Consider the following 22,029-nt stretch of genomic DNA (forward strand, 5'->3'; position numbering starts at 1 on the left):
CAATATTTGCAACCGGAGTAGTTTATGCAAAATAGAAAAACACTAACAAGTAGATCTGTTTTTACTTTAGTGCAAATAGATATCTTAGCTAACGGCGGCAATGTTATCAGAACGTCTTATGAGGTGGCAGAGCCTAATGAAGATGTTGTCGGTCGTTTTGGCAGTTTAACAGAGGCGGAGAACTTTATTACACTGTTAAGCAATTTGAACCAGCAAAGCCTAGTGTCACCATAAGTAGTCGCCTCATAATAGACGGGCATAGTAATGACAGCTCTAATCGTCTTTATTAATATAAGAAAGAATATAAGTAAAAGTACCCGAGTAAAGCTAAGCTAATCGTTAATTTCCCAATCAAAAAGGGCAAGGAGTTAAAGCTCCTTGCCCTTTTTGATGTCCAGTTTTTAGTGCCCCACTTTTGTTGGCTCTAATAGTTGAGAGCATCTAGTGAGGTACTGTTGCTATGGTTCGTTTTTATAAGGCAAGCGAGTACCGGCCCCTTATTTTAAGCTGTGGCTACGATGAGGGTAAGACATAAATTCAAATGACTTGTTGTGCTCAATGAATTTATTGATAAGGCATTCACTGCCTTGGTAATAGGCGAACCTTGTTTATAGCCCCAGCATGATCTGCTAATAGAGCAGAATAATGCTCTTGGTAGATGGTAAAGTCATTGACTCGGCAACAGGAGTCGTATCAATATGACTAGTCTCTAGCCGAAAGACAGCAGAGGCTTAGTGATAAAGGGGACGATAAACTAGCTTTAGCGGCTAAATATAATATTTGCGCTATTGAAAATGAATAGTTAGGCTCCATATTTATATCCATCCATATTTCACTGGCAGCTAACATGACCTACGCACTAGAAATTAGCGCATTAAAAAAAACCTATAAAGGCGGTTTTCAAGCTTTAAAAGGTATTGATTTAACCGTATCACAGGGCGATTTTTTTGCCTTGCTTGGCCCTAATGGTGCCGGTAAATCTACAGCTATTGGGGTGATAACGTCACTAGTGAATAAAACGGCTGGTCAAGTAAAAGTATTTGGTTATGACATCGATACTGATTTGGAAAAAGCGAAAAGCTTTATCGGTTTAGTGCCGCAAGAATTTAATTTTAGTCAGTTTGAGCCTTTGATGAATATTTTAGTGAATCAAGCTGGTTATTATGGTGTAACCAAGTCTGTGGCTATAGAGCGGGCAGAAAAGTACCTAAAGCAACTTGAGCTATGGGATAAACGTGATGCACCGGCTCGGACACTCTCAGGTGGTATGAAACGTCGTTTAATGATTGCCCGTGCTTTAATGCATGAACCGAAAATGTTGATATTAGATGAGCCAACGGCTGGCGTTGATATTGAATTACGTCGCTCGATGTGGAATTTTTTACGTGAGTTAAATCAGCAAGGCATTACTATTATCCTCACCACTCACTATTTAGAAGAAGCTGAAATGCTATGTCGCAATATTGCCATTATTGATGGTGGTGAAATTGTTGAAAATACCAGTATGAAAAAATTACTGGCACAATTAGATGTTGAAACTTTTGTTTTTGATATCAAAGAAGGGACCGCGGTAAGTAAACTTGAGCAATTTGTTAAGCAATCACCCGTCATTACTTATCGACTTATTGATGATCATACCTTGGAAATGGATTTAAATAAGGCGCAAAACCTTAATCAGGTTTTTGAACAATTGAGCGCGGCTAATATTGAAGTACAGAGTATGCGCAATAAAAGTAACCGCTTAGAAGCCTTGTTTGTGAGTTTGATCAATAAAAAGTCTCGCGCTAGGCAAACTGAGCCGCAAAGTGCTGTTGTCGGAGTAAACTAAATGAATAACTCTATAGCCTTAAAAAGTATATTAACCAAAGAAATCCAACGTTTTATGCGTATTTGGGTGCAAACCTTAGTACCACCAGCCATTACTATTAGCTTATATTTTGTTATTTTTGGCTCATTAATTGGATCGCGTATAGGCGAAATGGGCGGCTTTGATTATATGTCGTTTATTGTACCTGGTCTTATTATGATGAGTGTTATCACTAACTCATACTCTAACGTGGCATCGTCATTTTTTAGCGCTAAGTGGCAACGAAATGTTGAAGAAATGTTAGTCGCGCCGGTACCTAACTGGGTGATTGTGGCGGGCTATGTTGGCGGCGGTATGTGTCGTGGTATTTTAGTTGGCTTGATTGTTACCCTGGTTTCCTTGTTGTTTGTTGATATTCAACTGCACAATATTTGGGTGATTATCGCTACTGTGGTACTTACGTCGGCCACCTTTGCTTTAGGAGGCTTAATTAACGCTATTTTTGCCGGTAGTTTTGATGATATTTCAATTATTCCGACCTTTATTTTAACGCCGTTAACCTACCTTGGTGGTGTGTTTTATTCGATAAGTCTATTGCCTGAATTTTGGCAGGGCGTTTCGCAAGCAAACCCTATTGTTTATATGGTTAATGCTTTTAGGTATGGATTTTTAGGGATATCAGATGTTAGTCTTGTGACTGCTTTTGCCGTGATTATTTTCTTTATTATCACTTTATTTATCATTGCCATGGTACTTATCTCTAAAGGTATAGGACTTAGAACTTAACATGACCGATAAAATGACAGCTAATGTTACCGGAAAAATAATCACATTGAACTCGGAACTACTTGGTGACTCTAAAGCAATTATTAGTAATCAAGAGGGTATTCATGAGAAGCTAGATGAAGTGGTGAAAAAGCACCTGACTCATGCTTTTCAAAAACCTTATCAAAAACACACAGAACAAGCATTCGCAGAAATGGATGTTTTGGTACAAGCCTTTTTAGTGGCTAACCCTGAGGGTGAAATCATCTTAGATGCTTGTTGTGGTGTCGGACAAAGTACCCGCATCTTAGCCCAACAGAACCCACAAGCATTAGTGATTGGCGTGGATAAGTCAGCTCATAGAATTAATCGTAATATTGAAGGTTTTTCTACCGATGATGGCTTTAGTGCACAAAACTATCATTTAGTGCGCGCCGATCTTAATGATTTCTATCGTTTGGTGAAAACCGCCAATTGGCCGGTATCAAAGCACTACATTTTATATCCTAACCCTTGGCCTAAGTCTAAGCATTTACAGCGTCGTTGGCATGGTAGTGCCGTATTTCCACAAATGGCCAGTATTGGTCAGCAGCTTATTTTACGCAGTAATTGGCGGATCTACTTAGCCGAGTTTCAACAAGCGGCTAAGCACGTTAATTTACAAGGTGAAATTTCGTCATTAACGGTAGTCGAAGCCTCGTCTGCACTGACGCCGTTTGAAGCAAAATACCAAGCTAGTGGACAAGTTTGTTGGCAATTAATCCTACATAGATAATGAATATAGTTAGTAATGTTGACGAAATCACAAGACTTTTGCGCTGTTTTTTATTAAAGTGCGTTTTTCGTGTTAGCTACAAATAGCCAATAAGTATTAAACTTGCGTATGGGCATAACAGGAATTGGCCAAGCAAGTCAATATAGTGAACAGTTAAGTGAACAGTATGATAGCAACTAAGCGCATTGCCGAGGCAACGCAAGAGTCATTACATCGAATTTTTACTATTGCCGAAGCGCCTGATTCTACTTTGGGGCGCCTTGAGCAAGAAATGTCACAAAATTTGGTTGGTTTTTTAAACAACCATATTGTTGCCAGTAAAAATGCGTTATCGGACATTGAGAAAGATTTTGTTAATCCTCATATTCCTGAGCAGCCAGAATTTGTCTCAGATCATATGCATCATTTGCTCGATAAATTAGTCGCGCAATCAGTACATACCTCTAGTCCTAGTTTTATTGGTCATATGACCTCAGCGCTACCAGCATTTATTTTACCCTTATCTAAGCTGATGGTGGGTTTAAATCAGAACCTAGTTAAAGTTGAAACCTCTAAGGCTTTTACCCCGCTAGAACGTCAAGTTATCGGTATGATGCATAACTTGGTCTATCAACAGGATGATGATTTTTATAAAAGTTGGATGCATAGCGCACAGCATTCACTGGGCACTTTTTGCTCCGGTGGCACTGTCGCTAATATTACCGCTTTATGGGTCGCACGAAATAAGCTGCTGCAAGCCGACGGTGACTTTAGAGGCGTAGCTCGAGAAGGCTTACACCGTGCTATGAGACATTATGGCTATCAAGACTTAGCTATTTTAGTCTCGGAACGTGGTCATTACTCACTGAAAAAATCCGCTGATATTCTTGGTATAGGCCAAGAGAATGTTATTGCCATTGCCACCGATGAAAATAATAAAATAGATTGTCAAAAGCTGGCAGAAAAATGCCAGCAACTTAGCGCGAAAAATATCAAAGTACTCGCTATTGTTGGTGTTGCCGGTACCACAGAAACCGGTAATGTTGACCCTCTTGATAAAATGGCTGTCATTGCTCAGAAAATCCAATGTCATTTTCATGTTGATGCCGCTTGGGGGGGAGCTACATTGTTATCGAATAAGTACCGTCCTTTGCTTAAAGGCATCGAACAAGCCGACTCAGTAACCATTGACGCGCATAAACAGATGTATGTGCCTATGGGCGCTGGTATCGTTATATTTAAAGACCCTGGCTCGGTGAGTGCCATTGAGCATCACGCCGAATATATATTACGTAAAGGCTCAAAAGATTTAGGTAGTCATACCCTTGAAGGCTCTCGCCCGGGCATGGCGATGTTAGTGTATGCCAGTTTGCATATTATTAGCCGACCAGGTTATGAAATGCTGATTAATCAGGCTATTGAAAAAGCAGAGTATTTTGCTGAGATCATTAATCAGCATGATAGTTTTGAGTTAATTACCCGCCCTGAATTGTGTCTGTTAACCTACCGTTATGCACCTAAGTCAGTACAAGCACTGTTGGCTCGTAATGATAATGACGCCAATAAATCGGTGAATTTGCTACTTGGTCAGTTAACCAAGTTTATTCAAAAACGCCAACGCGAAGACGGTCGCTCTTTTGTTTCTCGTACTCGTATTGAAGTGGGTAAATATGGCGGTGAAAAAGTAATAGTTTTTAGAGTCGTCTTGGCCAACCCATTAACCACGAAAGAAATTTTACAAGATATATTAGAGCAGCAATGTCAGTTAGCGCTGGAAAGTGAGAACTTTTTACCTGAGCTACTGCAAATAGCAAAATAATCTTCGCATTCTTTAGTACCTACTTAGCCAATGAATACCTTAAAAAAGGCGCAGGTTAATCAATCGATTAACCTGCGCCTTTTTTGTTTTTCTTTACCGATATTAGCTAATATTTAGCTTGGTTTTAACAAGGAATGCTTGCTTAAATGCAACTAAATTATGCTTTAGTAGTTATGGTAAAGGCCAAACTCTTGGTTTATCTTACCGTTTTGTTTATCGGCCCACAGATAATACTCTTGATCTGCCAATTCACTAGCCGCTGCTTTATCAAGTAAGACAATGGCATTTTCATGTAGCTGTAAAGACGATGCCGGACAAACTGCCGATAAGGCACCGGTTACCATATCGTTTACTGCCTTGGCTTTGTTTTTACCTATTGCCATAAGAAGTACATACCTAGCATCGAGAATAGTGGCAATACCCATGGTCATGGCTAACGTAGGTTGAAATTCATTAGCAGAAAATAAACGACTGTTATCATCAAGGGTTTGTTGAGTAAGTGTTTTAATGCGTGTCCGAGAGGCTAAACTTGATGTTGGTTCATTAAAACCAATATGGCCATTTGCACCTATGCCTAATATTTGTAGATCGATACCGCCTGCTTGGGCAATTTTCTCTTCGTATGCTAAGCCTTGTACTCTTGGGTTTTCACCTTGGTTACAAATAGGTAAAAAGGTCTTAGTTTTATCGATATCAACATGGTTAAACAAGTGCTCATTCATAAAATGACGGTAACTTTGTGCATTTTTTTCATCAATACCTAAGTATTCATCCAAATTGAAACTGGTGGTATTGCTAAAACTTAGCTCACCCGCTTTATATTTATTAACCAATTCTTGATAAAGGCTAATAGGTGTGCTGCCTGTTGCCAAACCTATAACAGGGTTTGATTTTTTATTGATTAGCTCTGCAACCCATTCTGCTGCACTTATGGCAACTTGTTGTGCATTATCAAAAATAATAACTTGCATATTTTTTCCTTAGAAAAATGAAATTAAATAAAAGTGCACTGTACGCTTATAGTGTAAGCGATAAAATTTATAATATGATAAATAGACTATCACCCTATTGAAAAATGACAGCGCTGTCAATTACTAATAGGGTCTGTTGATAGATATATATATATATCTAGCTATCAGTGTTTTTCTAAACATAAATAATTGTTTTATTGTGTTAAAAATTTAGACATAGCCGCTTATTGATCGCATAGTTAGTTTATGCATAGTAAAGATAATCGTTGAGAAAATGTTATGAACTATAGAGGTTTACAAACAACAGAACAATGGATTGAACTTATCGCTAATAGTGAACTACCGGCTATTACTTCTACCGCGAAGATGCTGGATAAATTTGCCAACGATGATAAATCGTCATTGCCTAAATTAAGTGAAGCTATCTTGCATGATCAAGGATTATCTTCATGCTTGCTTAAAGTTGCCAATAATATTCAGCACATCAGTATTAATAAAGTCACCACAGTATCTCGGGCTACTGTGGTATTAGGTATTCAAACCGTTAAAAATATCTGTTTAACGGTAAAATTAGTTTCTAGTTTACTGGCCACCAAGACCCTTGATATTAATGTCTATGAAAAATTAACTCAGCTGATGGCTAATTCATTTTACGCGGGTATGTTAGCTAAAATGATGGTGCCTACTTACAGTGATGAAGTGCAAGAAGAAGTATACCTAGCTGCGATGTTATATCGTATTGGCGAAAGCGCTTTTTGGAGTGCTGGCGGTGACGTTGCCAAAAAACTAGCCAATTATCAGGCAAAATCAAGCCAAGATTTTAAGCAATATTGTCAACAAGAAATGGGCACCAGCTTTACTGAATTAAGTAAAGGCCTTGCCAGTACGTGGAACTTGAGTGATTTATTAATCAAGGCCTTGGATCAGCCCACCAATCGTACCGATGAGGTGAAAATTATTTATTTTGCCGATAAATTGAGCGCTATTATTGCCAAGCCAGAAGGGAGTGGCGCAGACTATCAAAGCTTACTGGCCGATATAGCTGATATTATGAATATTTCGGTAAGGCAGTTAACGGTGAGAGTTGATCATACCCGTGAGCAAGCCGATAAGTTACTGTCATCTTATGGTGCAGAAATTTTAATTCCGTTAATTAAAAGCTTACCTTCTAGTAAAGATTTCGAAGCCCAGAGCTATATTGCTAGTACTGCGGAGCCTGCTAGTAAAGATAAAGCCTTATTAGCAGGCTTTATCAAGCTAACTAACTTGATGAAGACAAGTAAAGATCTTAATGAATACCTACAGTTAGCGCTAGAGAATATTGCTTTTACCTTTGCTTTTGATCGTAGCTCTTTCTTATTGCTGGTTGATGATAGAGCTAGTGTTAAGTCTCGCTTGGTGGTTAACAACAATGGCCAAAGTGAAGCCGGTAAAATCAATATTGATCTAAAAAACAGTGATAATGTTATTGCTAGGGTGATCAGTACGGATACCGCTGCGCTGATTAATGATCATCAAGAAGTTCGCTGGCGTGATTTAATTACTCAACAGATTAGTGCCATGATTGCTCATGGTGCCATCGCTTTTGTACCCGTAAAAATAGGCGGCAAGGCTATAGGGGTCATCTGTTTGCAATTACTCACGCCAAAGCAAAAGATAGCCACGCAAGACTTTCAACAAGTATGTAGCTTTATTGATCATCTTAATATGTGTTTAACCATGATCAAGTACCGTTAAACTAGCATAAAATAGTATTTTTATGCCATAGACACTGCCCGCTATTTCTTTGTAAATATAGAGACAATTAGTTACTCGTTTTAGCAGGTCTTCTGATAAACTAGCGCTAACTTTCTTTGTGAACCGACTTTAATGTCTGTAAATTTAATGACTCAACCTGCAACGATTCAACCAAGCTCCTTTTCTACCAGCTTTACCCTAGATAAAGCGCACTATACTGAATGTTATAGCCAATCTAGTACTTTGACACATAATAAAAAAACCTATTTTAAAGCGAATATTCTAACTGTTTTTGGTTTGATTATTTTGTTATTTACCCCGGTTAACCCTTATGCTGCTTGGTTTGTCATTGTCTTAGGTATTATAGAAACCTTGGGTGTTTATTATCATAAACCTTGGTGGGTGATGAGGCAGATGTTTAGTAAGGCCTCGGGCAGTGAAGTGAAGCTTACTATTGATGAGCAAGGCATACTGACCGAGTCATTTCATATAAATAATCGCATTTTATGGACCGATGTTACTATCGTCACTGAAACTGAGCTAGGTTTTGTTGTTTTTTTTAGTTTGGGTAAAACGGCAATGGGCAAAAATATTGCCAGTAAGAGTTATATTTCTAAAAGTTGCTTATCCGATGAGGCTATTACCTTTATCAGCCAGAAAAACCCAGTTGTTGCTTAAGTTAAGTCAGCTAAGTTAAGTTAACTCGGGGTAGTTATGGCCAAACCAGCATTTATGCGCTTATCAAACCCCAAGTTTATTGGCCTCTTTATCGTCTTATGGGCCAGCTTACTGTTAAGCTCTAGCCATGCCATGAACGAGCTGCTGGACTATGTCTTATTTACCTTTTTAGGTACCTTAGGGGCTATTTTTGCTAACTCAACCGGAGCTGGCGGTGGTGTGGTTTTTATTCCCATGTTTGCTAAACTTAACTTTTCTGAACAGCAAGCAATAGCGACCAGCTTTGCCATTCAATGTTTTGGCATGACCGCAGGTGCTGTCACTTGGTGGCATCATTATAAAACAGAAAAAACTGACTTACGTTTATGGCAGGGCTTTAAACGTATCATTTTTGTCACCACCATTGCCGCAATTATTGGCTTAAATGTGGTGTTTTATTGGCAAGTAAGCTCTCCAGCATCTTTGCATACCAGCTTTAGTTGGTTTTCATTAGTACTCGGCTTTTTCATTATCTTAACTATCTATTTACTGCAACCGCACCGTGAGCGTAGTCAGTTATATTATCTAGATTATATTGCTCTTGTGCTCATTGGTTTATTTGGCGGCGCCGTAACGGCCTGGTTAAGTGTTGGTGTGGGTGAGTTATTAGTTATTTATCTGCTATTACGCCACTTTGATATCAGTATGGCGGTAGCCGCAGCGGTTATCGTTTCCGCCATTAGTGTTTGGACGGCAATTGCCCAAGTTCATAACGATGTTTATTGGCAAGTAGTTTTATTTGCTGGCCCTGGTGCCGTATTAGGTGGTATTTTTGCTAAAACGTTAGTGACACATTTATCGGCAATTAAGTTGAAATTGTTTTTTGCTACTTGGTTATTGATAAGTGCTGCCGTGGGGTTAAGTTAAGTAAGTAAAGAAATAATGATCTGTTATAAATCTTAATGAGAATAATTCTCAAATGCCTTGACAGCCTTTGCTGTCCTTGTACAATTCGCGGATACTATTTTACCGAGACTATTTATATGTTTAAAAAGATGTTGATAACCTTATTTTTTGTACTGTTTTCTATGACAGGTTTTATCGCTAATGCTAGCGAAGAAGTTAATGTTTATTCATACCGCCAGCCTTTTCTTGTTGAACCTTTGTTCGATAAGTTTACTGAAAAAACCGGTATCAAAGTTAATGTGGTCTTTGCCAAAAAAGGCATGGCTGAACGTTTAGCGCGTGAAGGTAAATATAGTCCAGCAGATATCTTACTTACCACAGATATTAGTCGTTTGATTGAATTACGTGATAAAGGCTTAGTGCAAGCGGTTAATTCTTCGATATTAACTAGTGCTATCCCCAAGCAATATCAAGCAGAAGATAATACGTGGTTTGCCTTAACTATTCGTGTTCGTAATATATATTCATCGAAACGTTTAGGTAAAATTGACATAAATTATGAAGACTTAGCGGACGAAAAATATAAAGGTCGTATTTGTACTCGTAGTGGTAAACACCCTTACACTGTCGCTTTAGTTGCTTCGATGATCAGTGAACATGGCGAAGCTTATACTTTAGATTGGTTAAAAAAGTTTAAAAATAACTTAGCGCGTAAACCACAGGGCAGTGACCGTGGTCAAGTGCAAGCTATTCATCAAAACCTTTGTGATATATCCTTAGGTAATAGTTACTACTTTGGCAAAATGCTAAAAGATGACAAACAAAAAGCATGGGCTGAAGGGGTCTATATTAACTTCCCTAATCAAAAAAATCGTGGTGCTCATATAAATATTTCCGGCATTGCTATGGCTAAATATGCACCGAATGCAAAAAATGCCCAAGCCTTAATGGAGTTTTTAGTGTCTAAACCTGCGCAACAGCTATATGCAGAAACGAATATGGAATACCCAGTTCGAGCAGATGTGGCTGTTTCTGAACTTGTTGCCTCATGGGGCAGCTATAAAGCTGATAGCTTACCGCTAGAAGAGATAGCAAAAAATCGTAAAGTGGCATTAAAGTTATTAGATCAAGCACAGTTTGATTTGTGATAGCACTGAATAATAGTAAAACATGGAAGTTTTCTAGCTATGTAATTGCCCTGGTACTTATGGTACCAGTGCTGGTTATGCTAGTCGGCGGTATTAGTGCATCAACGCAATTATTTGCCCATTTATGGCAAACGGTACTGCCAACGTATCTTGAAAATACTTTATTACTCGCCTTTGGGGTGGTGATGTTGGCGTTAATCTTTGGTGTATTCAGTGCCGCACTCATTACCCAAACCAATATAGTTTTTAAAAAGCAGTTACGCTGGTTATTACTGCTACCTTTAGCTATGCCAGCCTATTTAGTTGCTTATCTTTATACCGATTTATTCGATTACGCTGGTCCGGTACAGCGTAGCCTGCGCTCTTGGTTTGGTTGGCAATCGCCCAATGACTATTGGTTTTTTGATATACGTACCTTACCTGGCGCTGCGTTAATGCTAGCCTTGGTACTATTCCCTTATATTTATATGCTGACTCGAGGCGCTTTTGAGCAGCAAGATCAAAACTTAATTCGCGCCAGTCGATTATTGGGCTTAACGGCAAAGCAGAGTTTCTTTAAAGTTGCTTTACCCTTAGCTAGACCTGCTATTGCGGTTGCCGCTAGCCTAGTGTTGATGGAAACCTTAGCTGATTTTGCTACGGTGCAATACTTTGCCGTTAATACCTTAACGACAGCGATATACGATACTTGGCTTGGTTATGGCGATCTTGGTGCGGCCAATGCTCTAGCAAGTGTCTTGATGCTATTAGTGCTGTTTGTGGTATTAGCCGAACAACGCAGTAGAGCAGGGTTACGCCATCAAAGCGCTCGACCTAATTTAAGCAGAGAGTTAATACAATTATCTTTTAGCCAGCAAGTTATCGGCAGTATTTTTTGCTGGGCACTGGTTATTTTTGGCTTTTTACTACCTATTAGTTTATTGATCGTTATGGCGGTGCAATACAGTGATGTTGCGCAATTATCGGTGTTAATATCTACCGGTATTAATTCATTGAAAATATCAGTCATTGCCGCGACAGTTGCGGTACTTATTGCTTTATCATTAGGTTTATATCAGCGTTTACATAGTGACAAGTTTCGTCATATACCTCAGCATATATCGGGGTTTGGCTATGCCGTACCGGGTACCGTACTTGCCATGGCGATGTTGTCGACCCTAGGGCCATTAGATCATTGGCTAAATGATCTAGCAGTGCTCTTGGGTTTTTCCCCGCCAGGCTTAATTTTATCCGGTTCAATATTTGCCATTATATTTGCGCTGGTAGTACGTTTTTCTGCCATAGCCAATGGCACTATTGTCAGTGCTATTAAACAAATTCCACAATCACTCGATTATGCTCCAGCATCATTAGGGGTTAATTTAACGGGTAGCTTAACTAGGGTACACTTACCTATTTTAACTCCCGCCATACTGGTGGCATGGTTATTAGTTTTTGTTGAGGCGATGAAAGAACTACCCGCGGTATTATTATTGCGGCCTTTTAATTTTGAAACCTTAAGTAGTCAAATTTATCAGCTTATTTCGGATGAAATGCTAGAGCAAGGTGCCTTAGGGGCAATCATGATCGTGTTGTTTGGTTTATTACCGATAGTGCTATTAAATAAGAGCAAGGAAAAAGTATGACTGCGTTGTTAACTATCCAACAACTTTCGATAACATTACAAGACAATGTTGTTTTATCTGAGCTAGATCTTAGCTTAAATAAAGGGGATATTTTAGGACTTGTTGGCGCAAGTGGTTGCGGAAAAACTACCTTGCTCAATGCCATCGCTGGTTTTAGTAAGCCAAGTCATGGCAAAATAGTTATTGATGAACTTTTACTCAGTGATGATAGCTGTTGCGTACCAGCGGAAGATCGTCAAGTAGGCATGATTTTCCAAGATTATGCCCTTTTCCCACACTTAACGGTATACGAGAATATCGCCTTTGGCATTAGTAAACTGAGCAAAGCAGAGCAAAAACAACAAATTGATCAGTTACTCACTATTTTAAAGCTAAAAGAATATAGTGACAGTTATATTCATCAACTTTCTGGTGGTCAACAACAACGTGTCGCCATTGCCCGTGCGTTAGCGCCAAAACCTAAATTACTCTTGCTTGATGAGCCTTTTTCAAATATTGATGCGCGCCTTAGAAATGAATTGATGGTGGAAATCAGACAGCTATTAAAGCAATTTGACATGACTGCCATCTTTGTTACCCATAATAAAGATGAAGTTTTTACTTTTGCCGATAAAATGGCGGTAATGGCGCAAGGTAAACTACTACAATTTGATACACCAAGCGTCATTTGCCAGTATCCTAACAGCTATCAAGTGGCTGATTTTCTTCAGCTTGGCAGTTGGTTACCGTGTCACCTTGATGCTAAGGGAGCACAGAGTTTACTGGGGCGACTTGCTCTCGATAATAATAGCCTTGAGCCGCATAAACTGGCTTATTTACTGGTAAAACCAGCTCAGCTATTACTCAATACGGTAGTCGCAGAGGATCATATTGCCAATGCACAAGTTGACTACATCAGTGTTACCGAACAAGGTTACCATTATTACCTAAGTAGCCTTGAAAGTGCAGTGACTGACAAGGCCTTGTCTTTTAGCAAATTAAGTTTATACAGTGATAGCGTGCTGTCATTAAAGCAACAAGTATCGGTAAGTGTTAAACCTCATAAATTTTTATTTTTTAACAAAAGTAATTAATCTTCAATATCTTAGTAACTTACAAGTCCTGCAAGTTGTTACAGTTCCTTTACAAGCTATTACAGTCTCTTATTAACTTTGATTTTATACTTTAGCTATCAAATCAAAGTCGTTTAATTTTAAGGAGTCTGTCATGCCATCAAGTATAGAGCTTGTTGAAAATACAAAACCACTTGAAACTAACCAGAATAAGCAAAGTTCACAACAATTATTGTTGATTGAAAATGAGCACTACCTAAGCAAAGCTTTCGCAATTCAGGGTACTAACCTTGGCTATCAAACGATAAATGTTAGTACTGGTGAGGTGCTTAGCAAAGAGTTGAAAAGCCACTTAGTTGATAGTCGACCCAATATGATTGTCTTAGATATAGGTTTTTCCGATAGTATACAACTGCTGGTAATTGGTGATATTCGTGTGCTATTTGACGGTTTGTTAGTGGTGGTTTCAAACAAAAATAGTGAACAAGAACAAATTGATGCTTTTACGCTAGGGGCAGATGACTACTTAATTAAACCGATGAATAGTCGTGTTTTGATGGTGCGTATAGCGGCTTTATTTCGTCGGAAAAATACTAAAACAAACCAGGTTGCCTTAGCGAGTTTAACTTTGGGGGATGTTTGTTTACAGCCCAAATCTCAAAAATGCTTTATCAAGGGTGCCGTAGTTAAATTAACTACCTTTGAATTCAATTTATTGAAAGTCCTACTTGAACATCAAGGTAAAATTTTATCGCGAGATCAGCTCTATAACACCTTGCTTAGGCGGGTATACAACGGGGTTGAGCGTACGCTTGATGTTAGGATGTCGCAATTGCGTGAAAAATTGACTTTGGCTGGTATGAAGAAGAATCAAATCGAAACGGTTTGGGGGCAAGGCTATATGTTTAATAATATATCCTCTTAGTTGTATTTTTTTAGCGGCTAAATGGCGTTCAATAGTAGAGGTGTTACCGCCCTTATTATTAGACTTTTATTAGCTCAAGAACCATTTTTAGCTTAAATAGCTAATAGCTTTACCCTATTTTTTGATTTTTCTGTATACTCGCCCATAGTCTTTTCCTAGCTACCAATATGGGAGCTTTCTTTGCTAGCTGTAATCCGTTTTATTTTAATAATTTTAGCCTTGATGTTTATTTGCATCATCTCTATTTTTTACTGTTTAATTCGCCCATTTCATCGTGATAATGTCTATCATACGGCACGTTTTTTAGGGAAAATCCCTAAACTAATGGGTGTTGAAGTGGAAGTTAGAATCCCTGAATCAGTTAAAAATATTGGCCCTGTGGTTTGGCTAGCAAACCATCAAAATAGTTATGATCTTTTTACTCATGCCAATGCGGTGTTACCTGGTACCGTCAGTGTTGGTAAAAAAAGTCTCAAGTGGATTCCTTTTTTCGGACAAATGTATTGGTTAACCGGTAATATTTTAATTGACCGTAATAATACAAATAAAGCTATGAATACCATAGAGTTAACAGCAGATAAAATAAAAAATGATAAACTTTCGATATGGATGTTTCCTGAGGGAACCCGTAGTCGTGGTCGAGGCTTATTACCGCTTAAAACGGGCGCTTTTCGTACGGCCATGCGGGCTGGTGTACCTATTGTACCTGTTTGTGCCAGTAACCAACATGGCACTATTCAGTTAAACCGTTGGGATAATGGTAAAATTATTATTGAATTCCTTGAACCGCTGTATATTGAAAATACTGGTCGTGAAAATTTACGAAAAACGGTGCATCAGGTCCATGAATTAATGAAAAATAAAATAGAACAATTATCTGTTGAAGCCGCGGCTTATCATAATAAATAACGCGGGTATTTACCGGTAGTTTAACGAGTTAATATAAAATAGGTATTAAAATGATAGATGAAGAATTACAGCACTGGCTTAAGCATACCGAAGTACTTGTTGGTGAACTACTTACAGATGGTACTAACGACGAGGTTTACCACACCATCGAGCACCATTTTGCCAGTAGCGATTTTGATTTGCTAGAAAAGGCAGCCATTGCGGCATTTAAGCTCGGCTTGGAAATTGAAGACCCGGAAGAAGCCGAATTAGAAAATGGTGATAAGGTCTTTGCTTTTGATATAGTTACTGAGCAGATGCTGGATGTTGATTTAATTAAAACAGAAACTAAAGTTATGTTTGAGTTGGCAAAAAAATGTAAAGTAGACTACGATGGTTGGGGCACATATTTTGAAGAATAACTTTTATCTTTTTAATGTACTCATTAACTTGAACATATATGCTAAATATCATAGGGTGGATAGATTACTCGCTAGTATAATAATTTCTCAGTAATATCACTGGCGCTAATATAGAGCCAGTTGCTCGCTAACTTATCAGTACATAAAGACACTAAGGAAAGTAAACCATGGAATGGCTTAGTAAATCTCTGTCACAAGAACCTCTGGTATTAGTTCTCTCAATCACTGTTGTTGTCGGTATCTTTATTTTTTCCGCAAGAAAAGCACACTTAAATCATTTAGCTAAAATGAAAAAGATAGATGATTCATTTAACATCAAATAAAGCACCCTCTGCTAACACTTTTCAAAAGCGTAAAATCGATGTCACTAACTATGTGATCACTTCCATCGATTAAAACCAGTCAAAACTGTGTTTTTTATTTGGTGTATTTTCCTGCGTTAAACTAGAAACAGCGAGCGGTAGAATCTCTGACGATAATTTTTGGTACATATTGACTTATAGTGATCGGGTTTTTTTGCTTACGAATTTGACTAATAAGTAACTTTGCCGCATCTTCGGCAATTTGATTATTTGGCTGATCTGCGGTAGTCAATTTAGGCCAAGTTTGGCGTGAAAAGGGACTGTTTTCAAAACCCACAATAGATAATTGTTCTGGAATAGAGATATTCATTAATCTTGCGGCAAATAATGCCCCTGCGGCGATTTCATCGTTACACGAAAATATGGCAGTAGGGCGGGTATTAGTCGTTTGCTCAGACATTAAATTTTTTGCACCATTTACACCGGAATCAAACGAGTAATCCCCTTCAATAACAAGGGACTTGTTAAATTCAATATTACTGGCTTTTAGTGCTCGTCGATAACCTTTATAGCGTTCTATGGTCGACATATGTTCCGCGTCACCGGCTAGAAAGGCAATATCTTTGTGGCCTAAATCAATAAGGTGTTGGGTCATCGTTTGTGCAGCATCTCTATCATTGACCATAACACAAGGGCTAAGCTCATCAGGGGCAACATTACCAGAGAGGATGCGCACAACTTTAACATCAAGCTCTACTAGCGATTTTACAAAGTCAGGCATTTCAGATAACGGTGGTGTTAAAATTAAGCCAGCAATACGTGCTTGCTTAACCATGTTCACCACCTCTTTGCTAACATCTTTATCTTTGGCATCACAAGGGTGAATTAATAACTCAAAACCATGTTGTTTACAGGCCGATAAGATGCCCTTCTGCATATCAATAATGTAATAGGCATTGGGATTATCATATATATAGGCAATTGAGTAGGATTTTGCTCCCGCTAAATTACGAGCAGATAAATTTGGTTGGTAGCTAAGTTCATCAACAGCCAACTGTACTTTATCTCGCGTTAATTGACGTACAGAAGTTTCATTATTAATAACACGAGAAACCGTTTTTATTGATACGCCGGCACGTTTTGCTACGTCATTTATTGTCGCTTTCATTTGCAGGTAACCTTGCTCTTATTATGATAAATTGACTGGTTCTACCAGAGGATTTGTTATTATTACATGGCTGTTCGGTGGTAATCTACCTGCTTTTACAGTATTCTGTAGAGTATTAATAATTGACAGCGCTGTCATTTTTTTATAGGGTATCATGAAATTTTTGCAAGTCATAATGATTAAATCGAGTAAACACTCAGTTGATACTTGTGGCAAAGTCGATAATCGTGTCTCAATCATCTTATAGGAACTTGTATGTCATCTCGTCAAGCATTAGCTAGCTGGAAAAAGCTTCAGCAACTTGCCAAAGATAAAAAATCTCAGCACATGAATACCTTGTTTGCACAAGACAGTGAACGTTTTAATAAGTTCTCTATTGAATTACCCAACATGCTGCTCGACTACTCTAAAAACCTTATTGATAGTGAAACCATTACTGCATTACTTGCTTTAGCCGAAGAGACACAAGTTTGTGATTGGCGCGCTAAGATGTTTGCTGGTGAGAAAATCAATCAAACGGAAGATCGCGCGGTACTTCATACCGCGTTACGCCGTCCACATGATAAACCTCTTATTGTTGAAGGTGAAAATGTCACCGAACAGGTGCAAAAACAGCTCGGCGAGATGGAGGTTTTTGTTAATAAGGTCCGTCAAGGTCGATGGTTAGGTTACTCTGGTAAGCGTATTACCGATATTGTAAATATAGGTGTTGGTGGTTCCAATCTTGGCCCTCAAATGGTTACCGAAGCATTAAAACACTATAGTGATGGCAGTGTTAATGTTCACTATGTTTCTAATGTCGATGGTGCGCAAATTGTTGAAGTACTACGGCCCTTAGAGCCTGAAAAAGTACTTTTTATTGTTTCAAGTAAAACCTTTACCACCACAGAAACTATGACCAATGCTCGTACTGCTATTAATTGGTTAACCAGCGCTTCTTTTGACGAAAACTCGGTTGCTAAACATTTTGTCGCCGTAACCGCTAATAAAGAAAATGCCATGAGTTTTGGTATCGAAGAGAAAAATATCTTTGATATGTGGGACTGGGTTGGTGGTCGCTTCTCATTATGGTCGGCTATTGGTCTTGCCATCGCCCTTGATTTAGGCTTTGATAAATTTAAAGAGTTACTTAGCGGTGCTTATGATATGGATCAGCATTTTATCAACGCGCCATTAAAAGATAATTTTCCGGCTATTTTAGCCTTGATCAGCGTTTGGAATACCACTTTCCTTGGTTCGCAGTCACAAGCTATTTTACCCTACGATCAAACATTGCATATGCTGACCGCTTATTTACAACAAGCAGAAATGGAAAGTAATGGTAAGTCGGTGACTTGGGATGGTGATGAAGTCGATTATGCCACTGTGCCTTCTATTTGGGGAGAGCTTGGCATTAATGGCCAGCATGCTTTTTATCAGTATCTGCATCAAAGTAATAATGTCGTGCCAGCTGATTTTATTGGCTCGGTAAAAAGTGTAACGCCGGTAAAAGGACATCATGAAACCCTGATGTCAAACTTCTTTGCCCAAACCCAAGCGTTAATGACGGGTGTTAATGAAGAGCAAGTCCGTGCTGATCTTAAAGCTAAAGGTCGTACTCAAGATTATATCGATAAAGTAGCACCACATAAAGTCCATAAGGGTAATAGACCGACCAACACCATTTTATTAAAATGTATCAACCCTAGAAACCTTGGTAGCTTAATTGCCGCTTATGAGCACAAGATTTTTGTACAAGGTATCATCTTGCAAATATGTTCATTTGATCAATGGGGGGTCGAGCTTGGTAAGGGGCTAGCGGCAGAAATTCATGACGAATTAGAAACTAATAATATCTCTGAGCAACATGATTGTTCAACGGCAAGCTTACTGAAGTTTTATCAGTCAGCAAAGTAGCACCCGCAAGTAAAAATAAATTTTTAAAGCGTTACTAAAAAAAAGCAAAGAAAACGATTAAAAGCTAATGTCTACCTAAGGTGGCATTAGCTTTTTTTTATCCAAAAATCAATTAAGTCAGTAAAATATCTGTTTGCCTTATCCTCTAGAACCAGCTGACTTTTTATTCTACAAAGTAGAATGAAAAGTACATCTTGTACCATTTCACGTATTTTTTTTATACAGAAAGTGATGGTTTTCGATAGTTAGCTCATTAATAACAAAATAATATAAAAAAAAACCCCTATAAATTCATGCTCTTTGTGAGTTTATGTAGTCACAATGTAACTATTAGTTAAATTACTCTGGTCAAACGTAAAAATAAACGGTATGGTTTCTTACGTCTTATGACAGCGTTGTCATTAAATATTGACAGCGCTGTCGTAAAAAAACTATTCTAAATAAAATAAAATAAAATAAAATAAAAACATTTTAAAAACAAAACGTGTGTAAGGGAAAGTCGATGTCAACTAAAACATTTAAAAAAGGCGTGTTAGCAAGTTCAATTGCTATGATCCTAGCGGGTGTATCATCACAAGCTATATCAGCCGAAGAAACAACTTCAAAAATAAATAAAGATGAAGTAGAAGTCATTCAAGTTACGGGTATTCGTGGTTCATTAAAAGCATCTCTCAACGGCAAGCGTTTTTCTAACGCTGTTGTTGATGTAGTTACATCGGAAGATATCGGTAAATTTCCAGATGGCGATGTTGGTGAATCATTAGCACGTATTCCAGGTGTAACTGTTTCTCGTCAATTCGGCCAAGGCCAGCAAGTTTCTATTCGTGGTGCATCTGCACAATTAACACGTACTTTATTAAATGGTCATTCAGTAGCTTCTACTGGTTGGTTTGACCAACAACCTGTAGACCGTAGTTTTAACTACGCAATGTTGCCTTCTGAAATGGTTGGTGGTTTAGAAGTTTATAAATCTTCACAAGCTAACTTAGTTGAAGGTGGTATCGGTGGTACGGTAATAGTTAAAACTCGCAGACCATTTGATCTTGAAGCAAACACTGTTTTTGCTAGTGTAAAAGGTCAGTATGGTTCAGTTAATGAAGAATTAAGCCCAGAACTTTCAGGTTTATACAGCTGGAAAAATGATGATGAAACTTTTGGTATCTTAGTTGCGGGTGCTTACTCTGAAACTGATTACCAACGTAATGGTGTTGAAACTTCAAGAAACTGGAGTGGCGGTATGGCGCCAACGACTTTTCAACAGGAACGTGAACGTACAGCTTTAAACGTTGATATGCAATACCGTCCAACGGATTCATTAGAGTTTGGTTTAAGCTTAATGTCGCTAGACTTAGGCGCAAACAACGCTAATACTCAACTTATTATGTTCCCGGGTGAAGGTTCATGTACACAAACAAACCCAGACAATGGTAACTGTGTAAAAAGAACTAAAACTGACAATAATTTGGGTTACGGCCCTGAAGGATTTCGTTCTGGTTACTTCCAAACTTGGGCTCGTGAATCTTCAATGGATTCTAACACGGTTGATTTCGATTGGACTTATGAGGCCGATGCATTCACTTTTTCTGGCCGTATAGGTAATACTAAGTCAGACGGTGGTTCAAGAACTGCTCTTGTTGGTGAATATGCTCGTGACTCTAGTGATACTTTTGGTACATGGGATATGACAGGAAAACAAGCAACATTTAATGTTGAAAATAAAAATATCCCCTTATCAGTTTTACCTGACAATATCGGTATTCAAACTTGGGCAATGGGAGATGGTCCTAACTCAGATGAAGAAACTTACCTAAACTTAGATTTTTCAATTCCTGTTGAATTTGGTGTTGTTGATAAGATTAGAACCGGTTTCCGTTACGCTGATCACTCAGTTAAAAGGGAAGACCTTAGCGGTGTACTAGCTGATGATTATGATCATGCAAGTACCTTTAGACCTGCAAGTGAATACTACCCAGGTAGAGTAACTTCAGGTGCTGGATTTACTCTTCCAGAAGCAAATCGTGCGTTAATTCTTGCTGATTCTAAAGCGGCAACTGACCATTATGTTTCTAATGCATCAGGTTATGGTACAGTAGAAGAAAAAAACATTGCATTATATGTAATGGCTGATTTTAGCACTGATGGTATTCGTGGTAACTTAGGTCTACGTTATGTATCTACTGATGCATCATCTGATTACTATGCATTAGATGCTGAAGGAAATTACGGCGATACACTTTCTACTGATACAGCAAGTTACAATGAACTTTTACCTAGCTTAAACGTAGTAATGGATTTAGCTGATGATGTTATTTTACGTACCTCAGCAGCACAAGTTATCTCTCGTCCTAACTACGCTGATATGTTTTCTGCGACTTCTTTAGCTAACCTTAACTCGAATGTACCTGGAGTACAGGTAGCAACTACTGGTAATGTAGCACTTGAACCATTTAAAGCTTTCCAAGCTGATATTGGTGTTGAATGGTATTTCAGTGATGATGGTATGATGAGTGTTGCTTACTTTATGAAAGATGTAAGTTCATTTATATCTTCACGTTCAGAAACTCAACAACAAATTGGCATTGATATTCCTCTTTACGTAACTGATTCTACCTTGAGCCCATGTGGACCTACACAACCGGATTGTTGGGATGTAGGCCAATCTACTAACGTAGGTGGTGGTTCTATCCAAGGTATCGAATTCCAAGTTCAAGATGCATTTGATAATGGTTTTGGTTACAGCGTAAACTACACCTATGCTGATGCTGAATCTCCGGCTGAAAACTACCCTGACCTTCAGAATGTTTTTTCTGATTCATCAGAGCATACTGTTAATACCGTTGGTTTCTACGAGAATGATGACTTCTCAGTGCGTTTAGCTTATAACTGGCGTTCAGAGTACATTATGCGTGAAGCTCCAAACTGGTACTTAAACCGTACTCACGAAGCATTCGGTACATTAGACTTCAGTGGATCTTGGGCAGCAACTGACTATTTAAATATTACTTTTGAAGCATCAAATATCTTAGAAGAAGATAGCTTACAAACAGGTGCTTATGTTTCTGGTTCTGCTCCTTCTGCGGATTTAGAGCTTGGTTTCCCATCATGGACTTTCGAAGGTGAAGCAACGTATAAAGTTGGTTTTGCTGTTCGTTTCTAAACACTTAGATTCAAATAATAAAACATAGTT

19 protein-coding genes are annotated in these 22,029 nt (G+C 38.4%); 17 read left to right on the forward strand and 2 right to left on the reverse strand.

All coding sequences use genetic code 11. The features are described from left to right. Positions 1-24 precede the first annotated feature (24 nt). The 5 genes from ASU03_RS03420 (at position 25) to panP (ending at position 5,145) form a co-directional block, all read left to right on the forward strand. Positions 25-234 (forward strand): hypothetical protein, encoded by a 210-nt coding sequence (locus ASU03_RS03420; RefSeq protein ID WP_057830477.1) that lies wholly within the window; start codon positions 25-27, stop codon positions 232-234. Between the two features lie 613 nt (positions 235-847). Continuing rightward, entirely contained in the window at positions 848-1,828 is a 981-nt protein-coding gene (locus ASU03_RS03425; RefSeq protein ID WP_057830478.1) for an ABC transporter ATP-binding protein, read from the forward strand. Further along, positions 1,829-2,593, forward strand: a complete 765-nt coding sequence (locus ASU03_RS03430; protein ID WP_057830479.1) for an ABC transporter permease — start codon at positions 1,829-1,831, stop codon at positions 2,591-2,593. Position 2,594: 1 nt separating this feature from the next. Beyond that, a complete protein-coding gene (gene trmB, locus ASU03_RS03435) occupies positions 2,595-3,347 on the forward strand; it encodes a tRNA (guanine(46)-N(7))-methyltransferase TrmB (protein WP_082627125.1) in 753 nt (250 codons plus the stop codon). Positions 3,348-3,513: 166 nt separating this feature from the next. Then, positions 3,514-5,145: a pyridoxal-dependent aspartate 1-decarboxylase PanP gene (gene panP / locus ASU03_RS03440; RefSeq protein WP_057830480.1), complete on the forward strand. Its 1,632-nt coding sequence runs from the start codon at positions 3,514-3,516 to the stop codon at positions 5,143-5,145. 164 nt (positions 5,146-5,309) lie between these two features. On the opposite strand, the gene nagB is transcribed toward panP, so the two are convergent. Next, a complete protein-coding gene (gene nagB / locus ASU03_RS03445; protein ID WP_057830481.1) occupies positions 5,310-6,116 on the reverse strand; it encodes a glucosamine-6-phosphate deaminase in 807 nt (268 codons plus the stop codon). A gap of 279 nt (positions 6,117-6,395) precedes the next feature. Between nagB and ASU03_RS03450 the strand changes: the two genes are divergently transcribed. The 10 genes from ASU03_RS03450 (at position 6,396) to ASU03_RS21035 (ending at position 15,799) form a co-directional block, all read left to right on the forward strand. Then, positions 6,396-7,853 carry an HDOD domain-containing protein gene (locus tag ASU03_RS03450; RefSeq protein ID WP_057830482.1) on the forward strand — a complete coding sequence of 486 codons (1,458 nt, stop codon included), beginning with the start codon at positions 6,396-6,398 and terminating at the stop codon, positions 7,851-7,853. A gap of 132 nt (positions 7,854-7,985) precedes the next feature. Further along, positions 7,986-8,531, forward strand: a complete 546-nt coding sequence (locus ASU03_RS03455; protein ID WP_231731476.1) for a YcxB family protein — start codon at positions 7,986-7,988, stop codon at positions 8,529-8,531. Between the two features lie 36 nt (positions 8,532-8,567). Then, positions 8,568-9,437: a sulfite exporter TauE/SafE family protein gene (locus tag ASU03_RS03460; protein ID WP_057830483.1), complete on the forward strand. Its 870-nt coding sequence runs from the start codon at positions 8,568-8,570 to the stop codon at positions 9,435-9,437. Positions 9,438-9,553: 116 nt separating this feature from the next. Continuing rightward, positions 9,554-10,564: an extracellular solute-binding protein gene (locus ASU03_RS03465; protein WP_057830484.1), complete on the forward strand. Its 1,011-nt coding sequence runs from the start codon at positions 9,554-9,556 to the stop codon at positions 10,562-10,564. Further along, entirely contained in the window at positions 10,561-12,189 is a 1,629-nt protein-coding gene (locus ASU03_RS03470; RefSeq protein WP_082627126.1) for an ABC transporter permease, read from the forward strand. Before ASU03_RS03465 ends, ASU03_RS03470 begins: the two co-directional genes overlap by 4 nt. Then, positions 12,186-13,262, forward strand: a complete 1,077-nt coding sequence (locus tag ASU03_RS03475) for an ABC transporter ATP-binding protein (protein ID WP_057830486.1) — start codon at positions 12,186-12,188, stop codon at positions 13,260-13,262. Before ASU03_RS03470 ends, ASU03_RS03475 begins: the two co-directional genes overlap by 4 nt. 133 nt (positions 13,263-13,395) lie before the next feature. Beyond that, positions 13,396-14,166, forward strand: a complete 771-nt coding sequence (locus ASU03_RS03480) for a response regulator transcription factor (RefSeq protein WP_057830487.1) — start codon at positions 13,396-13,398, stop codon at positions 14,164-14,166. 180 nt (positions 14,167-14,346) lie between these two features. Next, complete coding sequence (locus ASU03_RS03485) at positions 14,347-15,075, forward strand: 1-acylglycerol-3-phosphate O-acyltransferase (protein WP_057830488.1); 729 nt, start codon at positions 14,347-14,349, stop codon at positions 15,073-15,075. 50 nt (positions 15,076-15,125) lie between these two features. Continuing rightward, positions 15,126-15,476: a ribonuclease E inhibitor RraB gene (rraB, locus tag ASU03_RS03490; protein WP_057830489.1), complete on the forward strand. Its 351-nt coding sequence runs from the start codon at positions 15,126-15,128 to the stop codon at positions 15,474-15,476. Positions 15,477-15,643: 167 nt separating this feature from the next. After that, positions 15,644-15,799, forward strand: a complete 156-nt coding sequence (locus tag ASU03_RS21035; protein ID WP_197411187.1) for a hypothetical protein — start codon at positions 15,644-15,646, stop codon at positions 15,797-15,799. Between the two features lie 121 nt (positions 15,800-15,920). Here ASU03_RS21035 and ASU03_RS03495 read toward each other — a convergent pair whose 3' ends face one another. Continuing rightward, positions 15,921-16,946, reverse strand: coding sequence for a LacI family DNA-binding transcriptional regulator (locus ASU03_RS03495; protein ID WP_057830490.1), 1,026 nt, complete (start codon positions 16,944-16,946; stop codon positions 15,921-15,923). Between the two features lie 255 nt (positions 16,947-17,201). Between ASU03_RS03495 and pgi the strand changes: the two genes are divergently transcribed. Both pgi and ASU03_RS03505 read left to right on the forward strand, forming a co-directional pair. Then, on the forward strand, positions 17,202-18,842 hold the full coding sequence (gene pgi / locus ASU03_RS03500) for a glucose-6-phosphate isomerase (RefSeq protein WP_057830491.1): 1,641 nt from the start codon (positions 17,202-17,204) through the stop codon (positions 18,840-18,842). A 502-nt stretch (positions 18,843-19,344) separates the two neighbouring features. After that, positions 19,345-21,999 carry a TonB-dependent receptor gene (locus ASU03_RS03505; protein ID WP_057830492.1) on the forward strand — a complete coding sequence of 885 codons (2,655 nt, stop codon included), beginning with the start codon at positions 19,345-19,347 and terminating at the stop codon, positions 21,997-21,999. The last annotated feature ends 30 nt before the right edge of the window (positions 22,000-22,029 follow it).

It is taken from the genome of Colwellia sp. TT2012, from assembly GCF_001440345.1.
Lineage (GTDB): Bacteria > Pseudomonadota > Gammaproteobacteria > Enterobacterales > Alteromonadaceae > Colwellia.